Raw genomic sequence first — 16,850 nt, 5'->3', positions numbered from 1 at the left:
CCCGCGCCAACTTTTTTATTCTCTCGAACCCAGATAAAAAAGTTAGAAAATGGCAGAATACCAACGAAAAGGAGGCACAGACTTGGAAGAGCAAGGGACATTCGAGGGATTCGAGGAAATCACCAACTACAGCCACTTCAAGGAAAAAAGCACACGCAAGTTCATCGACGGATTCTTCAAGAAGCATACGATCAAGGCCGAGGCTGAGGATTATGCCAATTCGCTGATATGCATCGCCTACAACATCGACCGCTACAATTCCGCGGCATCGCCCAAGAACATCTCGACGCTCATGGAGTCGTACAACAACACCATGGCCTCATTGCGTGAGCTTTACCCCGAGACGCCCGAGATTGACGGCTCGCTGGCCTCGCTGCTCACGGAATCGCAGGCGAAATGACGGCGATGACACCCATGCGCGGCGGTACGGCCCGGAATTTCGAACGGGAGACGGACGGCCCGATCGTAGGCCGTTTCGCGGCTCTCCTGGGCACGCCGCTTCTGCCGTGGCAGCAATACGTCGCCGACGTGGCCGGGGAAATCGACCCGGACACCGGCACCTATTTCTACAACACCGTCATCCTGACCACCCAGCGCCAATGCGGCAAGTCCACGCTCATCGACACCGAGGACACCCGAAACGCCCTGTGGGGGCCGAACCGTTTCATCTACTATCTCGCGCAGACCGGCAAGGACGCCAGCAAGCACTTCAAGAAATACCTGAAACAGATCCAGGCGTCCCCGTTGGTGGCCGCGACCACTCGCCCGTACCTCGGGGCAGGCGACATCAGCCAGCCGTTCATCAACGGCAGCGTCATCATGCCCGAAAGCGTGACCAAAGTCGCCGGCCACGGCGTCCAGGGCGACAAAATCACTTTGGACGAGGCGTTCAGCCTTAGCGAGGAGACCGGCAAGACGATTCTCGACGGGTTCCTGCCCACGATGGCCACGAGACTCAAGGCCACGGGCGTGCAACCCCAGGTGTGGATCACCAGCACCGAGGGCACCTCCGACTCGACCTTCTTCAACAAGCGCTTGGACTCGTGCCGCGAAGGGGACGTGAAACGGCGCACCTGCTGGTTCGACTGGGGGCTGCCGGCGGACGAGAACCCCGAGGACCTCGACGCGATCATGCGCTATCATCCGGCCGCCGGCCTGCTCTGGGGCAAAAGCCAGCTCAAGGATTTCCGCGACCTGTTCGACGGCGACGCGGCCGGCTGGGCCCGCGCGTTCGGCAACCGGCGCGACGAGGGCACCATCGACCGTGCCATCGACGAACGCCTCTGGGCCGACACTGCTTCTACTCCCGTCACGCCTGGCAAAATCGGCTCGCGCCCGGTGACGTTGGGCGTCGCCGTCGATGTGGACGCGACCCACACGAGCATCAGCGCCGGCATCAAAAACGGGGACGGGACGATAACCACCCAACTGCTCAAGGTGCTTGACGGCACCGGCTACGCGCCCGACGAGATAAAACGGCTGGCCGAGACCTACCATGCGCCGGTCACCATCGACACCAAGGGCACCGCCTCCGACCTATCCGACCGGCTTCGCCATATCACCGACGAATACGGGTATCCGGTTCTGCGGTTCTGTGAGCTTTCGGCCGCCGATTATCTGACGATAGGCCAGTCGTATGTGAGCGGTCTGGAGAACCACGGGGTCACGCACGCCGCCGACCCTGAGCTGGATGCCAGCGCCGCGAACTCGGCGAGAACTTGGAGCGGTGACGCCTGGCGGGTGACCCGCCGGCGTTCGACGGGGCTGACCAGCCCCCTCGAGAGCTGCATGCTCGCTGCGTGGGGTGTGAACCATCAGCCGGCCAACGTCGTGCCGGTCATCGTGTGAATCTACTTGACGCTACTTGAACGTACCTGACGTTACTTGACCGCGCTTTTCTGGACGGACCGGCGGGCGGCGCTGCATCATCGGTGGCATGAACGAGCGAATGGGACTGTGGCAGCGCATGAAGCTGGCCGGCAACGTGGTCAAGCGCGGTGCCGACGCTTTGGACGATATGCCCGAGGGCATCAAGCCGCCCAAGCGCGAAACCGCTTACGACCCCCTGCAGCTTTCGACCGTGTTCCGTGGGGTGCAGGTTCTGCAGACGGCGATCACCGGCCTGCCGATCCATGAGATGCGCAACGGCCTCAAGCTCGATTCGACCAGCTCCCTGGTCGAGCACCCCGATGTGAACCGTTCGCGCCGTGACTTCCTGAGCGACATGGTCGCCTCGATGGTGCTGGACGGCAACGCGTTCGTGCGCCTCGTTCGTTTCGGCGGCGAGGTCGTCTCATGCGAGGTGCTGCCGCCCACGCTCGTGGTCGTCTCCGATGACGGCAGCGACCCGGCGAGCCCGAGGCTTCGCTACAGCTATCTCGGCCGAGATTACAGCGCCGATGACATCGTGCATTGCAAGTTTCTCAACGTGCCCGGCCGGCTTCGCGGCCTCGGCCCCATATCGGCCGCCCGCGAGGAGGTCGAGGGCGCGGAGCTGGCCCGCGACTACAAGACGAAGTTCTACACCGACGGCAGCAACATCAAAGCCTACGTGACCACCGACAAAGACGTGGCCCACCCCTGCTCAAATCGCTGAAAGATGACTGGTACAAGGACGACGGGGCCGGACGCACGAAGTTCGTCTCGAACGGCCTCAAGTACGTCCCACTCGACATGAAGCCGGCCGACCTGCAATTCCTCGAGACGCAGAAGTTCGATACGACGCAAATCGCCCGTCTGCTCGGCATTCCGGCCAGCATCATGCTCGCGGCCGTCGACGGCTCGAACCTGACCTATTCGAACATCGAGCAGAGCTGGATTGAGTTCGCCGACTACACGCTGGCCGCGTACACCGGCGAAATCGAGGAGCTGTTCGACCGGCTCCTGCCACGCGGGCGCTACGCCCGCTTCGACTGGGACAGCTCGCGCCGGGCTGACATGTCCGACCGGTACGCCGCCTACAAGTCGGCGCTCGATGCGCAGTGGATAACAACAAACGAGGTACGCGCCCGCGAAGGCCTTCCGCCTCTCGTGGCAGCACCAGAGCCCCAGAAGGAGGCAATCGAACAATGACAGACGACGCAAGGCTTATGGAACGGCGCACGCTCGACATGCGCGGCATCCAGGTGCGCGATGCGAAGGAGGGCGACGGCACGGAGATCACCGGCATTGCCGTCCCTTTTAACACGCGCTATCAGATGTGGAGTGACTACGCGGAGGTGTTCGACCCTGATACCGATTTCGGTGATCGGAACACGGTCAAGGTCAGCCGCTCGCATGGCGAACTGGTCGGCAAGGTGACCGCGATGAGCCGCGAAGCCGACGGTTTGCACATCACCGCCAAGCTCTCCGATACCGTGGCCGGCCGCGAGACCGCGCAGCTCGTGCGCGACGGTGTCTACGACGGCTTCTCGGTAGGGTTCTCGCCCGTCGAGAACCGGACGGAGTACAGCGACGACGGCGTGACCGAGGTGCACCGCCGCAAGGTTGATTTGTGCGAGGTTGCCGTCACCGGAATCCCAGCCTATCCCGACGCGGTCATCACCGGCCAGCGCAATGAAACGTTCACCAACAACCCAACAACCGAAAGTGAGAAACCGAAAATGGACGAAAAACTCAAGGAGACCCTGGACGGCCTCAAGGAAGAGCAGCGCAGCATGAAGGCCGCGCTGGCGAAGGGCCTCAGCCCCGAACCGCCCGCCAAGCTCGGCGGAGAATACCGCAGCCACGGCGAATACCTGCAGGCGCTCGTCCACGGCGAGGAAGGCGCAGCCAACATCATGCGCGACGCCGGCGAACTGATCGTCACCAAGGACACGGGAAACACCGCCACCTGGATCGCCGACGATCTGCGCCTCATCGAGCAGCGCCGCAAGGTCACCAACCTGCTCACCCACGACACCCTGCCCGAGAAGGGCATGACGATGGAGTACAACGTCGTCACCGGCGACACCACGCTCGTCGACAAGCAGGACGAGGAAGGCAGCGGCCTCAAGTTCGGCAAGATCACGTTCGGCACGAAATCGGTCGGCATCGACACCTACGGCGGCTACACCAAGCTCAGCCGGCAGACCATCGAGCGCAGCACCACCCCGATGCTCAACACCGCGCTCAAGGCACTGAACAACGCCTACGCCAAAGCCACCGAGACCGCCGTGCGCAACTATCTCTACAAGACCATCGCCACCCAGCGCGACGCCGAGGAGGACGCCAACAACGTCGCCGCGCCCGCCGCAATCGACAGCATGACCATCGACCAGTGGGCCTCGCTCATCATCGATGCCGCTGAGCTCGCCGATGACCGCAACGTGAGTCTTACACGCCTGGGGGTCAGCAAGGATATCATGCTCTCCCTCATCAAGCTCAAGGACACCGGCGACCGGTTCCTCGACATCTCCGGCAAGGGCAGCGACACGCTCGGCAGCTTCGACCTGACCGGCATCGCCGGCGAGTTCCTGCGCCTGCCCGTCCAGATGCTCCCCAAGGCACCGGCCGGCACCGCATGCTTCATCGACCCCGAAGCCGTGACCGTCTGGGAATCCGGCGGCCCCACGCAGCTCACCGACGGCAACATCACCTCGCTGACCAATGACTTCAGCGTCTACGGATACATGGCCGTGGCCGCCACCCATGCCGAGGGCCTCATCCCCGTCAAGTTCGCCGCATGATGGCCGACGAGAAAAAGCCGGAAACCATGGACGATGCGGAGCTGCTGAAACGCCTGCGTGACGAGGTATCCATGCCGGCGGGCGACGACGAGCGGCTCAACGCCAAGCTCGCCAGCGCCAAGGCCTACGTCAAGTCGGCCGCCGGCAAGCACGAAGTGCCAGACGAGGTGATGGCCGACTGCATCATCAGCTGTGCGGCCGACCTGTACAACTCCCGCAACGCCAGGCTCGGCGTCATGTCGCTTAGCAACGCCTCGTCGGAGGGAACGGTCGATGCGGTGCATGTGAGCACCGACCCGCTGCGCAGCGTATGGCCGAAACTCAACGCGGTGGGCGTGCCTACGGGAAGGTTCGTGGTCGCATGAACGTCATCGAACAGCGAGACGAGCTCATCGAGATGCTGACTGACAGCGTCGGCAGCCTCGTGAGCATAGTCACCATCGACGCCCAGAACGTCCAGCCTCTGCCGGGAAAGGCGGCCGTCTTCATCGACCCGCCCGACATCGAATACGAAGGCTGGGAACTGTCGACCGTCACATGGTCGGTCTGCGTGGTCGCCGGAACCACCGCCACGCAGGCTGCGGCAATGGACGTCATCATTAAGGTTCTCGAAAAACTCCGAAAAGACCACATCAACATGGACAAGGCCGAACCCGTCACCTGGAATTACGGAAACAGCGGAGACCTGCCGGCCTACAAAATCACCTTAAACCCATTCGACTAAAAGGAGAAAACAAATGGCGAAAATCAGAACGCTGGGCCCCGGCCAGCTCATCATCGGCGAGGACGGCCAGGAGAAGAAGTTCGACGCGGACTGCACCAAGGCCGCGCTCACGCCCAAGACCGACACGGACGACTCGAACACCTATCTCGACGGGCACGACGAGGCCGGAGCTCAGAAGACCAACTGGACGCTGGAGGCGACCATCAAGGAGGATTTCAGCAAGGACGGGCTGTCCGTGTGGTGCTTCGACAACGCCGGCAAGAGCCTGCCGTTCAAGTTCATCCCGAACAAGGAGGGGTCGCTCGGTTTCACGGGCGACGCGCTGATCGCGCCGGTCGGCTTCGGCGGGGACGTCAAGAAGCAGAACGACCAGGACGTGAGCTTCGCGGTCTCGAACCTCGAGCACTACGACCCTTCGACCCAGCCAGGGACGCAGGCCGTTGACCGGCAAATCGCTGATTGAGGTCAAGGGTGCAAGCCAGCTGGCCCGCACCCTGCGCAAGGCCGGGGCCGATTCCAAGGACCTGCGCAACGTCAACAAGAAGGCCGCGCAGGTCGTCGTGCCGGCGGCGCAGGGGCGGGTGCCGGTCAGAAGCGGGGCGCTGCAGCGTTCGATACGCGCCGGGGCGACCCAGAAGGCCGGCGTCATCCGCGCCGGCAAGAAAAGCGTTCCCTACGCGGCCCCGATCCATTGGGGCTGGCCCGGCCACCACATCAAACCCAACACCTTCCTCACGGACGCGGCCAAGCAGACCGAGCCGGCATGGGTGGACATCTACAACGAGGAAATCCAGAAAATCATCAACCAGGTACAAGGAGAATAAGCAATGAGCAAGCACACCGAACTGACCTACACGGACGGACGCACGGAAACGTGCAAGTCCACGCTTTTCGAGTCGATGCAGGCCGAACGCTACGCCAAGGCGAACGGCTGGGGCACCCCGGACGATTCGCCCATCAGCTTTATGGCCTACGCGTCATACGCCGCGCTGCGCAAGGCCGGGAAAATCCAGCCAGGCCAGACGTTCGAACAGTGGGCACAGACCGTGGCCACCATCAACTACAACGCGGAGGACGAAAGCGAGGAGGCCAATGTCTATGACCCTTTGCCTCCGTCTGGCCTGCCGGCAGCCTCAGCGAGCTCAGCGTCATCCTCGCCGACCGATTCGGCGGCACTCCCTGGCAGTGGCGACATGAGCCCGAACCCGATGAACGGGACTGGGGCACTGCTGTAGCGATCCTGAAGGCCGAGAAGGAAGCGATGGAGGAGGCGAAAAACCATGTCTAAGACTGCGATACTCGCGGTGAGGATCATCGGCGACTCGTCCGGCGCCTCGAAGGCGATGAGCAGCGCGGGCGGTTCTGCCAGTGCTTTGGCAGCGAAGTTCGGCGCGGTCAGCGGACTCGTTTCCGGGGCCGTGTCGAGCATGACATCGCACGTCATCGGCTATGTCTCGAACCTTTCGGGCGAGATGGCCAGCACGTCCGACTCGGCGCAGAGCTTCGCCAACACACTGAAGTTCGCCGGGGTGGACGACTCGAAGATCCAGGCGCTGACCAAGAGCACCCAAAAGTATGCTGATCAGACGGTTTTCTCGCTTTCCGACATCCGCAACACGACCGCCCAGCTGGCCTCGAACGGGGTGCAGGGCTATTCGGAGCTCGCGGAAGCGGCCGGCAATCTGACAGCCGTGGCGGGCGGTGGTGCCGACGCGTACAAGAGCGTGGCCATGGTGCTCACCCAGACCGCCGGCGCCGGCAAGCTCACCACCGAGAACTGGAACCAATTAAGCGACGCGATACCGGGCGCGTCGGGCAAGCTGCAGGAGGCCATGAAGGCCAACGGCGCCTATACCGGTAATTTCAGGGACGCGATGGCGGCCGGCCAGATCACCAGCGACGAGTTCAACCAGGCGTTGATGCAGCTGGGCATGTCGGATGCGGCGAAGAAGGCCGCGAACGACACCACCCAGCTCGGCAACGCGTCGGGCAACCTCGAGGCCAGCGTGGTCAAGCTCGGGGCCGGGATGCTTGACCTGGTCAAGCCTGAGGTGACCGGTTTCATGAGCGGCATGGCCGACTGGGTCTCGAACCTCGCCGACGGCCTTCCCGGTCTTTCCGGCAGGGTGCAAGGATTGGCCGGCGACCTCGAAGGCAAGCTCGGCAGCGCGATCAATTGGGTAAAGACGCAGGGTGGCCAGGCGTTCCAGATGCTCAAGGATTCCGCGGGCCCCGTGCTCGACGGGCTCAAGTCGGGCGTGCAGGGGGTGAAGGACGTGGCGGAGCCGTTCGTCGGCACCGTGCGGTCCATCGGCTCTGCGATTGCCGGCAGTCTTCCAGATGTCAGCCCGTGGAGCTCGCTGAGGGACGCGCTCACCGGTGTGGGCGGTGCCATGGAGGCGGTCGGCGGGTTCGCTTCGGCCCATGCCAGCGGGATACAGACGGTAGCGGTCATGGCCGGCGCGGCGGCTGCAGCCTACGGCCTGTGGAACGGGGCGATAGCCGCATACAACGGTGTGATGGCCGCGAAGAACGCGGTGACCGGTATAGCAACCGGCGTGCAGGCTGCGTTCAACGTGGTCATGGACGCCAACCCGATCATGCTGGTGGTCATGGCCGTCGCCGCCGTCACCGCCGGACTCGTGTATTTCTTCACCCAGACGCAGACCGGCCAGCAGCAGTGGGCCGCGTTCACCGGTTTCCTCGGCTCGTCAATCAACAACGTCAAGTCGGCATTCGGGCAGGCCGCCGATTGGGCGAGCGGCAAGTGGCATGGTCTGATCGGCTGGTTCGAGTCCGTGCCGGGAACCATCGCCGGGTTCTTCAGCGGCATCGGCGAGACGCTCGTCAGGCCGTTCCGCGACGCGGTGGCCGGCATCAAAAGCGCGTGGAACAGCGTCGTGGGTGGCAAGGGCTTCGACATCCCGGACTGGGTGCCGGGCGTGGGCGGCAAGAGCTTCCGCATCCCGATGCTCGCCCAGGGCGGGGTCATCCGCTCGGCCGGCAGCGTGCTGGTCGGCGAGGCCGGCCCCGAGGTGCTCAGCCTGCCCATGGGCGCAAGGGTCACCCCGCTCGCCCTTGCGCAGCGCACCCCGTTCAACGGCCCCTCGGCCGGCGGTTCGCAGACGGTGCCGATCATCATCAACCTGACCGTCAACGGGATACTCGACGGCGAGGACGGCGCCAGAAAAATCATCAAGGTCATCAAGGACTATCAGGAGCTGCGCCGATGAGACAACCGCTCCTATATATAGACCGCGGAAACGGCTGGGAGAACATGACCGGCCGCGAGGGCTCGCACGTCGCGCTCGACGGGTTCACTGTCGAGTGGGGCACCAACGACCCCGCAAAGCAGCCGGATTGCAACGTGCTGAAATTCAAGCTCGTCGACCGAGACGGGAAACTCGCCGGCAACTCGACTCGGCTTGCCGGCGCGAAGGTGCTCGTCCAGCTTTCCCGCATGCCCCTGTGGAAAGACCTCACCATCGACAACCGTTGGGCCGAGGAGCCGGACGAGACGATCTGGGCGAGCCTGCACCTGGAAAACGCGCCGGACGTGTACGCCGCGCCCGACCCCACGGCCCTGAGCATCTTCGAGGGCAACATCGCCACCGGCTGCTCGATAGAGCAGCGTTCGAACAACACCTACCTGCTGACTTTGAACGCGAACAGCCGCACCGTGCGCATGTCACGCACCACCGCGCAGGGTCCCGTCTCAGGCGATCCGAAATATGCCGGCCAGCATTGGGTGGGCAACCTGCAGCAACGCGTCGACGAAGTGAACCGCCGTCTTGGTCAGATTGATGCTCCGCAGCTCTCCGCCGAGGCTTCTGGCTGGCTCAAGTCGCTCACCGTGTCATTGGCCAGTTACGACCAGTCGAGCTTCCCTGATTTGAGCACTGTGCTCTACGCCATCGCCTCGTGGTCGCCAGAGCTGCCCGTCTACTACGAGCGGCACAAGCACGGCGGCACCATGCTCGATATCCTCCACGCGGGAGCGAAGGCCGGCATCACCCTGCACGCCGACGGGTCGCTAACCGTCTCTGACGGATGGCGCGAGGACAAGGTCATCGTCGGCGAGAAGGTAAGGATAGACGCGGCCACGCTGCGCCTGCCCGACCCCGTCAGCCAAATCGCGATCAAGGGCAAGAAAGCCGCCTGGGAGAAAACTGACAGCAAAATCACATTCGGCGACGCCGAGGCGGACATCACCGGCGGCCTGCCCGGCAACCTGACCGAGACGATCAGGAGCGCGACGTTCGAGACCGACGCGGTGCTCGCGGACGAATCCGAAGGCAACTGGGGCGGCAACGCATACCGGCCCAGCGAAGCGGAGCGAAGGCAATGGGTGGCATGGCTGCAGGCCGCGACCATGCGCCTTCGGCCGGAAAAGCTCACCGCGTCGACTGAGAAAATCGACATCGACGATCACGAGCAGACCTTCCAGCCCAGCGCCACGTTGTGGGCGTTCGTGCGCAACCGCTACACCTCGCTTCTGAGTGAGGACGGCACGCCAGCCACGTCGGGCGCGTGGCTCGGTATCGGCGGCACCCTCACCTTCAAATGGCGGCACGGCAAGCCCGTGTTCGACAACGAGATGGAGCTGCAGCCCCTGCCACCGATGCCGACCACGCTGGCCACATGGGGCGCACTCAACCCAATCACCCTCAAATGGGCCGACCTGTCCTTCACCTGGGGTGAGTTCGGCCAGATCACCGATTTCAAGGAATAAAGGAGAACATCATGACGGATTTCGACCCGAACGCGATGCCGAGCACGCCACGGCACCACATCAAATACCCTGGGAACAACGACCTGGTCAAGTACGCCGCGCTGCAGTTCGCCGCGATGGCCATGAGCATCGACGACAACATCGACCGGCTGCCCGCCGAGGTCACCGACCTCGTCAACCGGCAGTCCAAGGCCGCCACCGAGGCGGCCGCGCAGGCGGCCGACGCCTACAGCAAGATCGTGTCGACCAGCGGTTTCATGCCGGTCGTGCGCACCACCCTCGCCGAGCTTAACAAGGTCACGGGCGTCGATGGGCGCACCGGCATCGTCACCAGGCCCGAAGACGAGTCGTTCATCTACCACTGGGTCAACGGGGCGTGGTGGCCCTCGCCCATCACCGGACTCGGCACCAAAAACGGCGCCTTCCAGAAATGGATCGCGTCGATGCTCGAGGACATGATGCCCGCCAGCAAATGGCTGACACCCACCCCCTACGCGTTCGCCGCGCCCTGGCTCAACACCCTGCACGCGACAAAAATAGGCTGTATCGCCATCGCCTCCGGGCAAGCAAACGTCAAAGCCACGTTCGCCGGCCTGACGAACGCCTCGGGGTCGGAGAAACTGCCCGAAGGCCTCGTCCCCGCCACGGCCGGGACAATCCTGTTCTCGGGCAACAACTCCCAGACCTTCAGCCTCCGGCTCTCCATGGACGGGACCATGAGCATGTCGGGCTCCGGCAACACCAACTACTTCTTCAACTACACCGGCGCCTGGGTGTGCAGGTCATGAGCGAGAACGTCATCATCGCCATCGTCGGCGCGGGCGGCGTCGTGTTCGGCGGAGTCATCACCTCAATCGCGAACATGCTCTCCAACCGTCGGGAGACCGATGTGAAAAGCAGCCAGCTGCTCCTCGAGGCCCAGCAGCAGCTCATGGCCACCATGGCCTACAACGACCAGCTCTGGACCTACAACCGCGAGCTCATCCGTCACATCTCCGATGGCAAGGGCCCGCCGCCCCCCGAACCGCCCGAAGGACTCTTCGACCACGACTTCAACTAACCGCAAATAGAAAGGAAACCATATGCCAGACCTCAACCTGTTCGTGCAGCGCATGGTCTACTGGTGCCGCGACGCCGACCTCGGCTACAGCCAGAACGACCGCCAGGACTTCCGCGACGGCGGCAACGCCGACTGCTCGAGCCTGGTCATCCACTGCCTCAAGGAGGCCGGCTTCGACACGGGAGGCGCCTACTACACCGGCAACCTCTCCGCCGAGCTCACCGCGCGAGGCTGGGCCAGGCTGCCCGTCGACGGCAACCCCCGGGCCGGCGACATCCTGCTCAACGACGCCGACCACGTCGCCGTGGCCATCGGCGGCGGCATGCTCGCCCAGGCCTCAATCAGCGAGACCGGCGGCATCGACGGGGCCGGCGGCGACCAGACCGGCCAGGAGACCAACATCAGCCCCGTCTACGACTTCCCCTGGGACTGCTACCTGCGGTACCAGGGCCAGCAAACAACCAACACACAAGGAGATACAGACATGCCAGTGAAGACAGACCCCATCGACTGGGACGGCGAAAACGTGAGCGTGGAATACGCGCTCCAGGACCTCAAGCACAAGGCCGAGGCCATCGAGAACAAGTTCGGCGGCTTCGACACCATCGCCGCGGCGGTATGGTTCGGCGTCGGCAACGGCAAGGTCGAGGACACGCCCCTCTACACGCTCCGCGCCGTCCTCGGCGTCGTACAGCAGATCGCCGACAAAAACGGCCTCGGCGTCGACGAGGTGCGGCAGGCCGTCACCCAAGGAGTCAAGACCGCCATCGAAAGCATCAAGACCACCGTGGAGGTGAAATAACATGGCCATCGCCACCACGCCGCAGCCGGCGCCATCCCCGTACCAGCCCGAACACGCCGACGAACCCTCGGACATCGTCCGATGGCTCAAAGCCGCCGCCGTCCGCGCCTTGAAGACCGCGGCCCAGTCGGCAATCGCCGCGATAGGCACCACCGCCGTCACCGCCGCCACCATCGGCGACGTCAACTGGCCCGTCGTCGCCGGCACCGCAGCCCTTGCGGCCATCATCAGCGTCCTCACCTCGATCGTCGGCATCCCCGAAGTCGAGAACGGTACAGCCCTCACCAAACTAGGAAAGCAAGGCTAGCTGACGAGCTGTACGTCATGCATGGCGGAACGGAGCCGTGAGTCGGGCATGGCGACGTATCTTTGCGTCGTCTCGACCGACTCGTGACCCAGCAGCTTGGCCACCACATAGAGATCGTGCGTGCTCTCGTAGGTTTTTGTGGCATAACGGTGACGCAAACTATGCGTCGACCAGCCGTCGCCAAGTAGGCGTGTGACGTGTTTGCTTACATAGCTTGGTTCGACGTGCCCCGTCCATCGACCAGGGAAAAGCCAGCCGCCGTGCTGGGTTATCTGATCTGCCAGATCGTCGGGCAGCGGGACGATACGCTGTTTGTCGCCTTTGCCGTGCACAATGAGCGAATGACCGAGCAGATCGTCCATGACGTCGGCGGCGTTTACCTGGGCAATCTCGGCACGTCTTAGACCGCACTCCGCGCCGAGCCGAATCATCATCGTTTCGGTCTTGTTCGCTTTTCCCAGGGCAGCCAGAATAATCCTGTCCGGGCAAGGGTGAGGGTGCACCGCCGGCCGGCGGACGCTGGGCAGCAGCTCGCTGGGATCGTCCGGCCTTCTGCCGGTCTGCTTGAGCCAGCCGAAGAAAGAGCTCGCCGCGTTGCGATAGCCCTTTCGCGTTTCTGGTTTCCATTTCCTGCCAGCGAACCAGGTAACGAGCCGCTGGCCGGTCACGTCGAGCGGAGACTTCTTCAAGCCGTTGCTCATGACCATAATCTGTTGACGCCTCGTGCGAATCGTCATATCACTCAGTCCGGCGGCCTTCATCGAATCGAACCAATTGGCAGCATCTTCGCGCCAGTTTATTGATATTTGTTTTTTACTAGGCATATTACAATTTTGCGTCTGTCAGTCAACCAAAGTAAAATCGCGTTTGTTAGGGCGCGGAACCCGCAGGATTTGAACCTGTGGCCTCTGGGGTGCAAACCCAGAGGCCACAGGTTCAAATCCTGACCCCGCTACCAAAAGCCCGGAATCTCAACGATTTCCGGGCTTAATCATTTTTCAACAGTATCAAGGCACGGCTTACCCATTCTGCTGGCCCGAATCGTCATTGAACTTCTCGGCGGCCTTGCGTGCAATCTTCTTATCTCCCGGCTTCGGCTTGGCCCATATCGAAACGGCCAGATCGACGGCAACGACAAACGCAGGAACGAAAAAGTTGCCGACCGGATAGGCCAAGTTAATCAGCAGCATGACCGCCACGAGCACGACAGGATGGAGCAGGGTTGCTCCCCATGAAACGGGATAGTCGGTATGGCTCTTGCGACAGAAATAACTATTGATAAGGACCTGAGGGAACGCACTGATCACAACGGCCAGGGTCAGGAACGGCACGATATGATCAGCAGAGTATGCAAAACCCATCACTTTCATGATAATCAGCGCAATCACTTCCGCGACAATGCAGGATATCAAATTGGCTGTCAGCATCCCGATAATACGGTACTTGAATGCTATAGGCTGCCATTCTTCGTTGGAGTCCGTCATTGTGTTCCCTTACCTCTTTTTACCGAGCATCATCACTTCGGCAAATGCATATCAGATTGCGTACCGCATTGTCATCAAGTTTACTGCTTGAACGTTCCAGAGGCAATTGCGTAAAAACGTCAATGCCTCTTTCAGAACGATCTGCACGTCATAAGGGTATTAGAGGGTATTAAGAGCAAGACCTAAGGATAGGGCCAAGAAACGCTGTGGCATAATGGCTACCTTTATATAGACAATAGCCGGACCAACGGGTTATGGGACCCGGCGATCCGGCTATTTTGGTTTTTAGTGGTTACCTCCTTTACTTCGTGGCCTTGGGAGAAGTCAAGTCGTAGAGAGTGACGCCGTCGACGGTTTGGGACTTGAAGTTGGACTTGACCCATGTGGCGATCTCGCTGGAAGCGTTGGAGCCGCCCATCTGGTTGCCACCCATGCCGCCGCCGCGACCGTCGCCACCCATTCCTCCTCCCATTTCGCCGCTGCCGATGTAGTAGTGAATCTTGCCTTCCTTGACGTAACGCTTGAACTGCACGAGCGTCGGGCTAGGGTCGGAGCCGTTGAAGCCGCCGATCGGCATGACCGGCTTCTGCGTGGCAAGCTGATAGCCGGACGCACTTTGCGAACCCGTGGCCGCGGCGATCCACGTGTACTTGTCAGCGTCCTTCATCAGCAGCTTCTTGAGTTTGCTGCCTACCGAGCTCGCGCCATCTCCGCCTAGCAGACCGCCTCCACCACCGTGACCGTTACGAGCGCCACGCTGGCCTCGGCTCATGCTGCCGCCGAAACCGGTTTTACCGTTTCCGTTGATACCTTTGATGCCGCTGGTGGACGGGGCAGCCTGTGCCGATTGACCCCGAGTGCTACCAGAAGCGGAGGAACCATTGGATTTGTTCGAACCGTTGGTGTTGTTCTGGTTATTCTGACCATTCTGCCCGGGCATACCTGCGCCAAAACCACCTTGATTACCGGTTCCGCCTTGACCTTGATTTTGACCTTGCTGACCACCGCCGGGCATAGCACCTCCCGGACCGCCTTGGCCACCTTGACCGCCAAAGCCTCCACGGCCACCATGTCCGCCGCCAGGACCACCCATCGAACCCGAAACCTCCGGGCCAGCGGTAACTATCGAACCGTGATGACCGGTAGCCACGGTGTAACCCGTCCATGCGGTTGGGCCAGCGTAGAGAGCAACTGCAGCCAAAACAATACCGATCAAGCCGATTTTGCCGACCACCTTGCCCCCATTGCCCGAACGCAGAGCATGCAACGAACGTATCGGCAGCAAGGCAATTGCGGAAATCAGCAGCGCGAGCGTCGCCAAACTGCCGATAACAAGGACGCTCGGCCGCAACCAAGGCAGCCACGAGGAACGCGACAGCAGTTGCGCCGCCCACAACGTATTGACGAGTACCAGAATCGTCGCGAGCAGGCGCGACCACAAGACGTCACGCCGCTCCCAAAGATTCGTTACAGCCACGGCGACCATCACAGCAACCGCCGGGGCAAGTGCGACCGTGTAATACTGGTGGAAGATGCCGCCCATAAAGCTGAAAGTCAACCATGTGACGGCCAGCCAACCGCCCCAAACCATCACGCCGGCGCGTCGCATATCGGTACGACGGACGCGAATCGAAACAGCGAGACCGATAAGAATGCCAGCGAACGCGATGGGCGCAAGCCAAGAAATCTGGGTACCATAAACGCCGTCGAAAAGTCGGGTGATGCCGGTTTGGCCCCACATGCCGCCGCCTTGACCGCGACCGCCGTGCCCCTGACCGCCGCCAGTGCCCGGAACCCCACCGGGTCCACCGCCCATACCGCCGGTCATGGCACTGTAGGCATTGCCGAGCGTTTCGGTAATCTTGCCATCGGTGGAGCCGGTACCGATGTGAGTTCCGGCGCGACCCGCGCTACCACCTCCAGGAACCACCGAACCTGTTTCGTTGCCGGTCAAGCGGCCGAAGCCGTTGTAGCCGAAAGTGAGTTCAAGGAACGAATTATTTTGCGAGCCGCCAATGTACGGGCGAGAACCAGCGGGAACGATGACGGTAAGCAGAACCCACCAGCCAGCGCTGACCACCATCGAAGCGAGCGCGACCATGCTATCGACCAGACGCCGCCAGAATTTCGTCGGCGATACAATCAGAATCGCGAGCGCAAAGCCGGGAAGAACAAGAAACACCTGCATTTGTTTCGTTAGGAAACCAAAGCCAATGCACACACCGGCGAGCGCCAGCCACAAGGTGCGCTTGCGGTTGCCTTTGCGGTCGGCGTCATATTCCAGCGCCCGCAAGACAGATGCCGAAGCAGCGATCATCAGCAAAACCAGCAATGCGTCGGGATTATCGAAACGGAACATCAACGCGGCAACGGGAGTCAGCGCGAGCGTCGAACCGGCGATGATGCCGGCCCAGTTGCCCCAATACCGGCGTACCGAGGCATATAGCAGCCAGACGCTGAGCACCCCGCAGAGCGCTTCGGGCAGAAGCAGAGCGAAGGAGTTCAGGCCGAATGCCCTGATGGAAAGCGCCATCAGCCACAGTGCGGCCGGCGGCTTGTCGACGGTGATGGAGTTCGCGGCGTCCGATGAACCCCATAGGAACGCCTCCCAGTTTTTCGAACCGGCCTGGGCGGCGGCCGCATAGAACTCGTTGGCGAATCCGTTGGCGGTGAGATTGACGAACATAATCGCCATCGTGGCCACCATCATGATGCCGAAGGCAAGCCAATCAAACCATCTGCGCTTGCGGGCGATGGAATGACGAACCGTGCGTACCGAATCGGCGGAAACGAAACGGCCTCCGGGGATGCCAGTAAATGCTGATTTGATGCGGCCAAAAGCGCCGGGATGTTGGCCGGAATCACTCTGAGCCATGTTCGTGGTTTTGGGCGAGCTGGACGAATCGGCTGAGTTGGCAGAATCGTTGGGATTGCCGTAATTACTCGTGGCCGAAGAAAATCCGGGGTCACGCGCGGCACCGCTCAGGCCTGAATCGCCTGGCTGGTTTGGCATGTCGTTCATGGATATGTCCTTTTATATATGGATGATTATTGGAAATTATGAAATATTCGAA

General features: G+C 62.0%; 19 protein-coding genes. 16 read left to right on the top strand and 3 right to left on the bottom strand.

The window, feature by feature from the left end:
• Positions 1-82 precede the first annotated feature (82 nt).
• The 16 genes from OZX62_RS01600 (at position 83) to OZX62_RS01525 (ending at position 12,292) form a co-directional block, all read left to right on the top strand.
• Positions 83-400, top strand: coding sequence for a hypothetical protein (locus OZX62_RS01600; RefSeq protein ID WP_277176310.1), 318 nt, complete (start codon positions 83-85; stop codon positions 398-400).
• On the top strand, positions 397-1,848 hold the full coding sequence (locus OZX62_RS01595; RefSeq protein ID WP_348519298.1) for a hypothetical protein: 1,452 nt from the start codon (positions 397-399) through the stop codon (positions 1,846-1,848). The genes OZX62_RS01600 and OZX62_RS01595 overlap by 4 nt, the downstream gene beginning before the upstream one ends.
• Positions 1,849-1,948: 100 nt before the next feature.
• Positions 1,949-2,596 carry a phage portal protein gene (locus OZX62_RS01590; RefSeq protein WP_277176307.1) on the top strand — a complete coding sequence of 216 codons (648 nt, stop codon included), beginning with the start codon at positions 1,949-1,951 and terminating at the stop codon, positions 2,594-2,596.
• Positions 2,581-3,072 carry a phage portal protein gene (locus OZX62_RS01585; RefSeq protein WP_277176989.1) on the top strand — a complete coding sequence of 164 codons (492 nt, stop codon included), beginning with the start codon at positions 2,581-2,583 and terminating at the stop codon, positions 3,070-3,072. Before OZX62_RS01590 ends, OZX62_RS01585 begins: the two co-directional genes overlap by 16 nt.
• The gene (locus OZX62_RS01580) at positions 3,069-4,667 is read left to right on the top strand and encodes an HK97 family phage prohead protease (protein WP_277176306.1); all 1,599 of its coding nucleotides are present in this window, start codon (positions 3,069-3,071) and stop codon (positions 4,665-4,667) included. Before OZX62_RS01585 ends, OZX62_RS01580 begins: the two co-directional genes overlap by 4 nt.
• Positions 4,668-4,738: 71 nt before the next feature.
• Positions 4,739-5,032, top strand: coding sequence for a hypothetical protein (locus tag OZX62_RS01575; RefSeq protein WP_277176304.1), 294 nt, complete (start codon positions 4,739-4,741; stop codon positions 5,030-5,032).
• A complete protein-coding gene (locus OZX62_RS01570) occupies positions 5,029-5,391 on the top strand; it encodes a hypothetical protein (protein WP_277176303.1) in 363 nt (120 codons plus the stop codon). The genes OZX62_RS01575 and OZX62_RS01570 overlap by 4 nt, the downstream gene beginning before the upstream one ends.
• Positions 5,392-5,404: 13 nt before the next feature.
• Entirely contained in the window at positions 5,405-5,854 is a 450-nt protein-coding gene (locus tag OZX62_RS01565; protein WP_277176302.1) for a hypothetical protein, read from the top strand.
• Positions 5,832-6,215: an HK97 gp10 family phage protein gene (locus tag OZX62_RS01560; RefSeq protein ID WP_277176301.1), complete on the top strand. Its 384-nt coding sequence runs from the start codon at positions 5,832-5,834 to the stop codon at positions 6,213-6,215. Before OZX62_RS01565 ends, OZX62_RS01560 begins: the two co-directional genes overlap by 23 nt.
• Positions 6,216-6,218: 3 nt before the next feature.
• Complete coding sequence (locus OZX62_RS01555) at positions 6,219-6,626, top strand: hypothetical protein (RefSeq protein ID WP_277176299.1); 408 nt, start codon at positions 6,219-6,221, stop codon at positions 6,624-6,626.
• 45 nt (positions 6,627-6,671) lie between these two features.
• Positions 6,672-8,624 (top strand): tape measure protein, encoded by a 1,953-nt coding sequence (locus tag OZX62_RS01550; RefSeq protein WP_277176298.1) that lies wholly within the window; start codon positions 6,672-6,674, stop codon positions 8,622-8,624.
• Positions 8,621-10,123, top strand: a complete 1,503-nt coding sequence (locus tag OZX62_RS01545; RefSeq protein ID WP_277176297.1) for a hypothetical protein — start codon at positions 8,621-8,623, stop codon at positions 10,121-10,123. Before OZX62_RS01550 ends, OZX62_RS01545 begins: the two co-directional genes overlap by 4 nt.
• An 11-nt stretch (positions 10,124-10,134) precedes the next feature.
• Positions 10,135-10,911 carry a hypothetical protein gene (locus tag OZX62_RS01540; protein ID WP_277176295.1) on the top strand — a complete coding sequence of 259 codons (777 nt, stop codon included), beginning with the start codon at positions 10,135-10,137 and terminating at the stop codon, positions 10,909-10,911.
• Positions 10,908-11,183, top strand: a complete 276-nt coding sequence (locus OZX62_RS01535) for a hypothetical protein (RefSeq protein ID WP_277176294.1) — start codon at positions 10,908-10,910, stop codon at positions 11,181-11,183. The genes OZX62_RS01540 and OZX62_RS01535 overlap by 4 nt, the downstream gene beginning before the upstream one ends.
• A 22-nt stretch (positions 11,184-11,205) precedes the next feature.
• Positions 11,206-11,985 (top strand): hypothetical protein, encoded by a 780-nt coding sequence (locus OZX62_RS01530; protein WP_277176293.1) that lies wholly within the window; start codon positions 11,206-11,208, stop codon positions 11,983-11,985.
• A 1-nt stretch (position 11,986) separates the two neighbouring features.
• Positions 11,987-12,292, top strand: a complete 306-nt coding sequence (locus OZX62_RS01525; protein WP_277176292.1) for a holin — start codon at positions 11,987-11,989, stop codon at positions 12,290-12,292.
• Here the strand turns inward: OZX62_RS01525 and OZX62_RS01520 are convergent.
• The 3 genes from OZX62_RS01520 to OZX62_RS01510 form a co-directional block, all read right to left on the bottom strand.
• Positions 12,289-13,116: a site-specific integrase gene (locus OZX62_RS01520; protein ID WP_277176291.1), complete on the bottom strand. Its 828-nt coding sequence runs from the start codon at positions 13,114-13,116 to the stop codon at positions 12,289-12,291. The two genes, OZX62_RS01525 and OZX62_RS01520, sit on opposite strands and share 4 nt — an antisense overlap.
• 195 nt (positions 13,117-13,311) lie before the next feature.
• Positions 13,312-13,776, bottom strand: coding sequence for a hypothetical protein (locus tag OZX62_RS01515; RefSeq protein ID WP_277176290.1), 465 nt, complete (start codon positions 13,774-13,776; stop codon positions 13,312-13,314).
• A gap of 301 nt (positions 13,777-14,077) precedes the next feature.
• The gene (locus OZX62_RS01510; RefSeq protein WP_277176289.1) at positions 14,078-16,798 is read right to left on the bottom strand and encodes a glycosyltransferase family 39 protein; all 2,721 of its coding nucleotides are present in this window, start codon (positions 16,796-16,798) and stop codon (positions 14,078-14,080) included.
• Positions 16,799-16,850: the final 52 nt, after the last annotated feature.

This window comes from Bifidobacterium sp. ESL0690 (assembly GCF_029392315.1).
In the GTDB taxonomy this organism is placed as follows: domain Bacteria; phylum Actinomycetota; class Actinomycetes; order Actinomycetales; family Bifidobacteriaceae; genus Bifidobacterium.
The sequence above is the reverse complement of the archived record's forward strand: the minus strand, read 5'-3'. Positions and strand labels throughout refer to the sequence as shown.

Coding starts and splice junctions, on each gene's coding strand:
- OZX62_RS01545 (WP_277176297.1), top strand. CDS start 8,621: ATGAGACAACCGCTCCTATATATAGACCGCGGAAACGGCTGGGAGAAC.
- OZX62_RS01570 (WP_277176303.1), top strand. CDS start 5,029: ATGAACGTCATCGAACAGCGAGACGAGCTCATCGAGATGCTGACTGAC.
- OZX62_RS01575 (WP_277176304.1), top strand. CDS start 4,739: ATGCCGGCGGGCGACGACGAGCGGCTCAACGCCAAGCTCGCCAGCGCC.
- OZX62_RS01550 (WP_277176298.1), top strand. CDS start 6,672: ATGTCTAAGACTGCGATACTCGCGGTGAGGATCATCGGCGACTCGTCC.
- OZX62_RS01530 (WP_277176293.1), top strand. CDS start 11,206: ATGCCAGACCTCAACCTGTTCGTGCAGCGCATGGTCTACTGGTGCCGC.
- OZX62_RS01540 (WP_277176295.1), top strand. CDS start 10,135: ATGACGGATTTCGACCCGAACGCGATGCCGAGCACGCCACGGCACCAC.
- OZX62_RS01555 (WP_277176299.1), top strand. CDS start 6,219: ATGAGCAAGCACACCGAACTGACCTACACGGACGGACGCACGGAAACG.
- OZX62_RS01515 (WP_277176290.1), bottom strand. CDS start 13,776: ATGACGGACTCCAACGAAGAATGGCAGCCTATAGCATTCAAGTACCGT.
- OZX62_RS01595 (WP_348519298.1), top strand. CDS start 397: ATGACGGCGATGACACCCATGCGCGGCGGTACGGCCCGGAATTTCGAA.
- OZX62_RS01565 (WP_277176302.1), top strand. CDS start 5,405: ATGGCGAAAATCAGAACGCTGGGCCCCGGCCAGCTCATCATCGGCGAG.
- OZX62_RS01590 (WP_277176307.1), top strand. CDS start 1,949: ATGGGACTGTGGCAGCGCATGAAGCTGGCCGGCAACGTGGTCAAGCGC.
- OZX62_RS01580 (WP_277176306.1), top strand. CDS start 3,069: ATGACAGACGACGCAAGGCTTATGGAACGGCGCACGCTCGACATGCGC.
- OZX62_RS01510 (WP_277176289.1), bottom strand. CDS start 16,798: ATGAACGACATGCCAAACCAGCCAGGCGATTCAGGCCTGAGCGGTGCC.
- OZX62_RS01525 (WP_277176292.1), top strand. CDS start 11,987: ATGGCCATCGCCACCACGCCGCAGCCGGCGCCATCCCCGTACCAGCCC.
- OZX62_RS01535 (WP_277176294.1), top strand. CDS start 10,908: ATGAGCGAGAACGTCATCATCGCCATCGTCGGCGCGGGCGGCGTCGTG.
- OZX62_RS01520 (WP_277176291.1), bottom strand. CDS start 13,116: ATGCCTAGTAAAAAACAAATATCAATAAACTGGCGCGAAGATGCTGCC.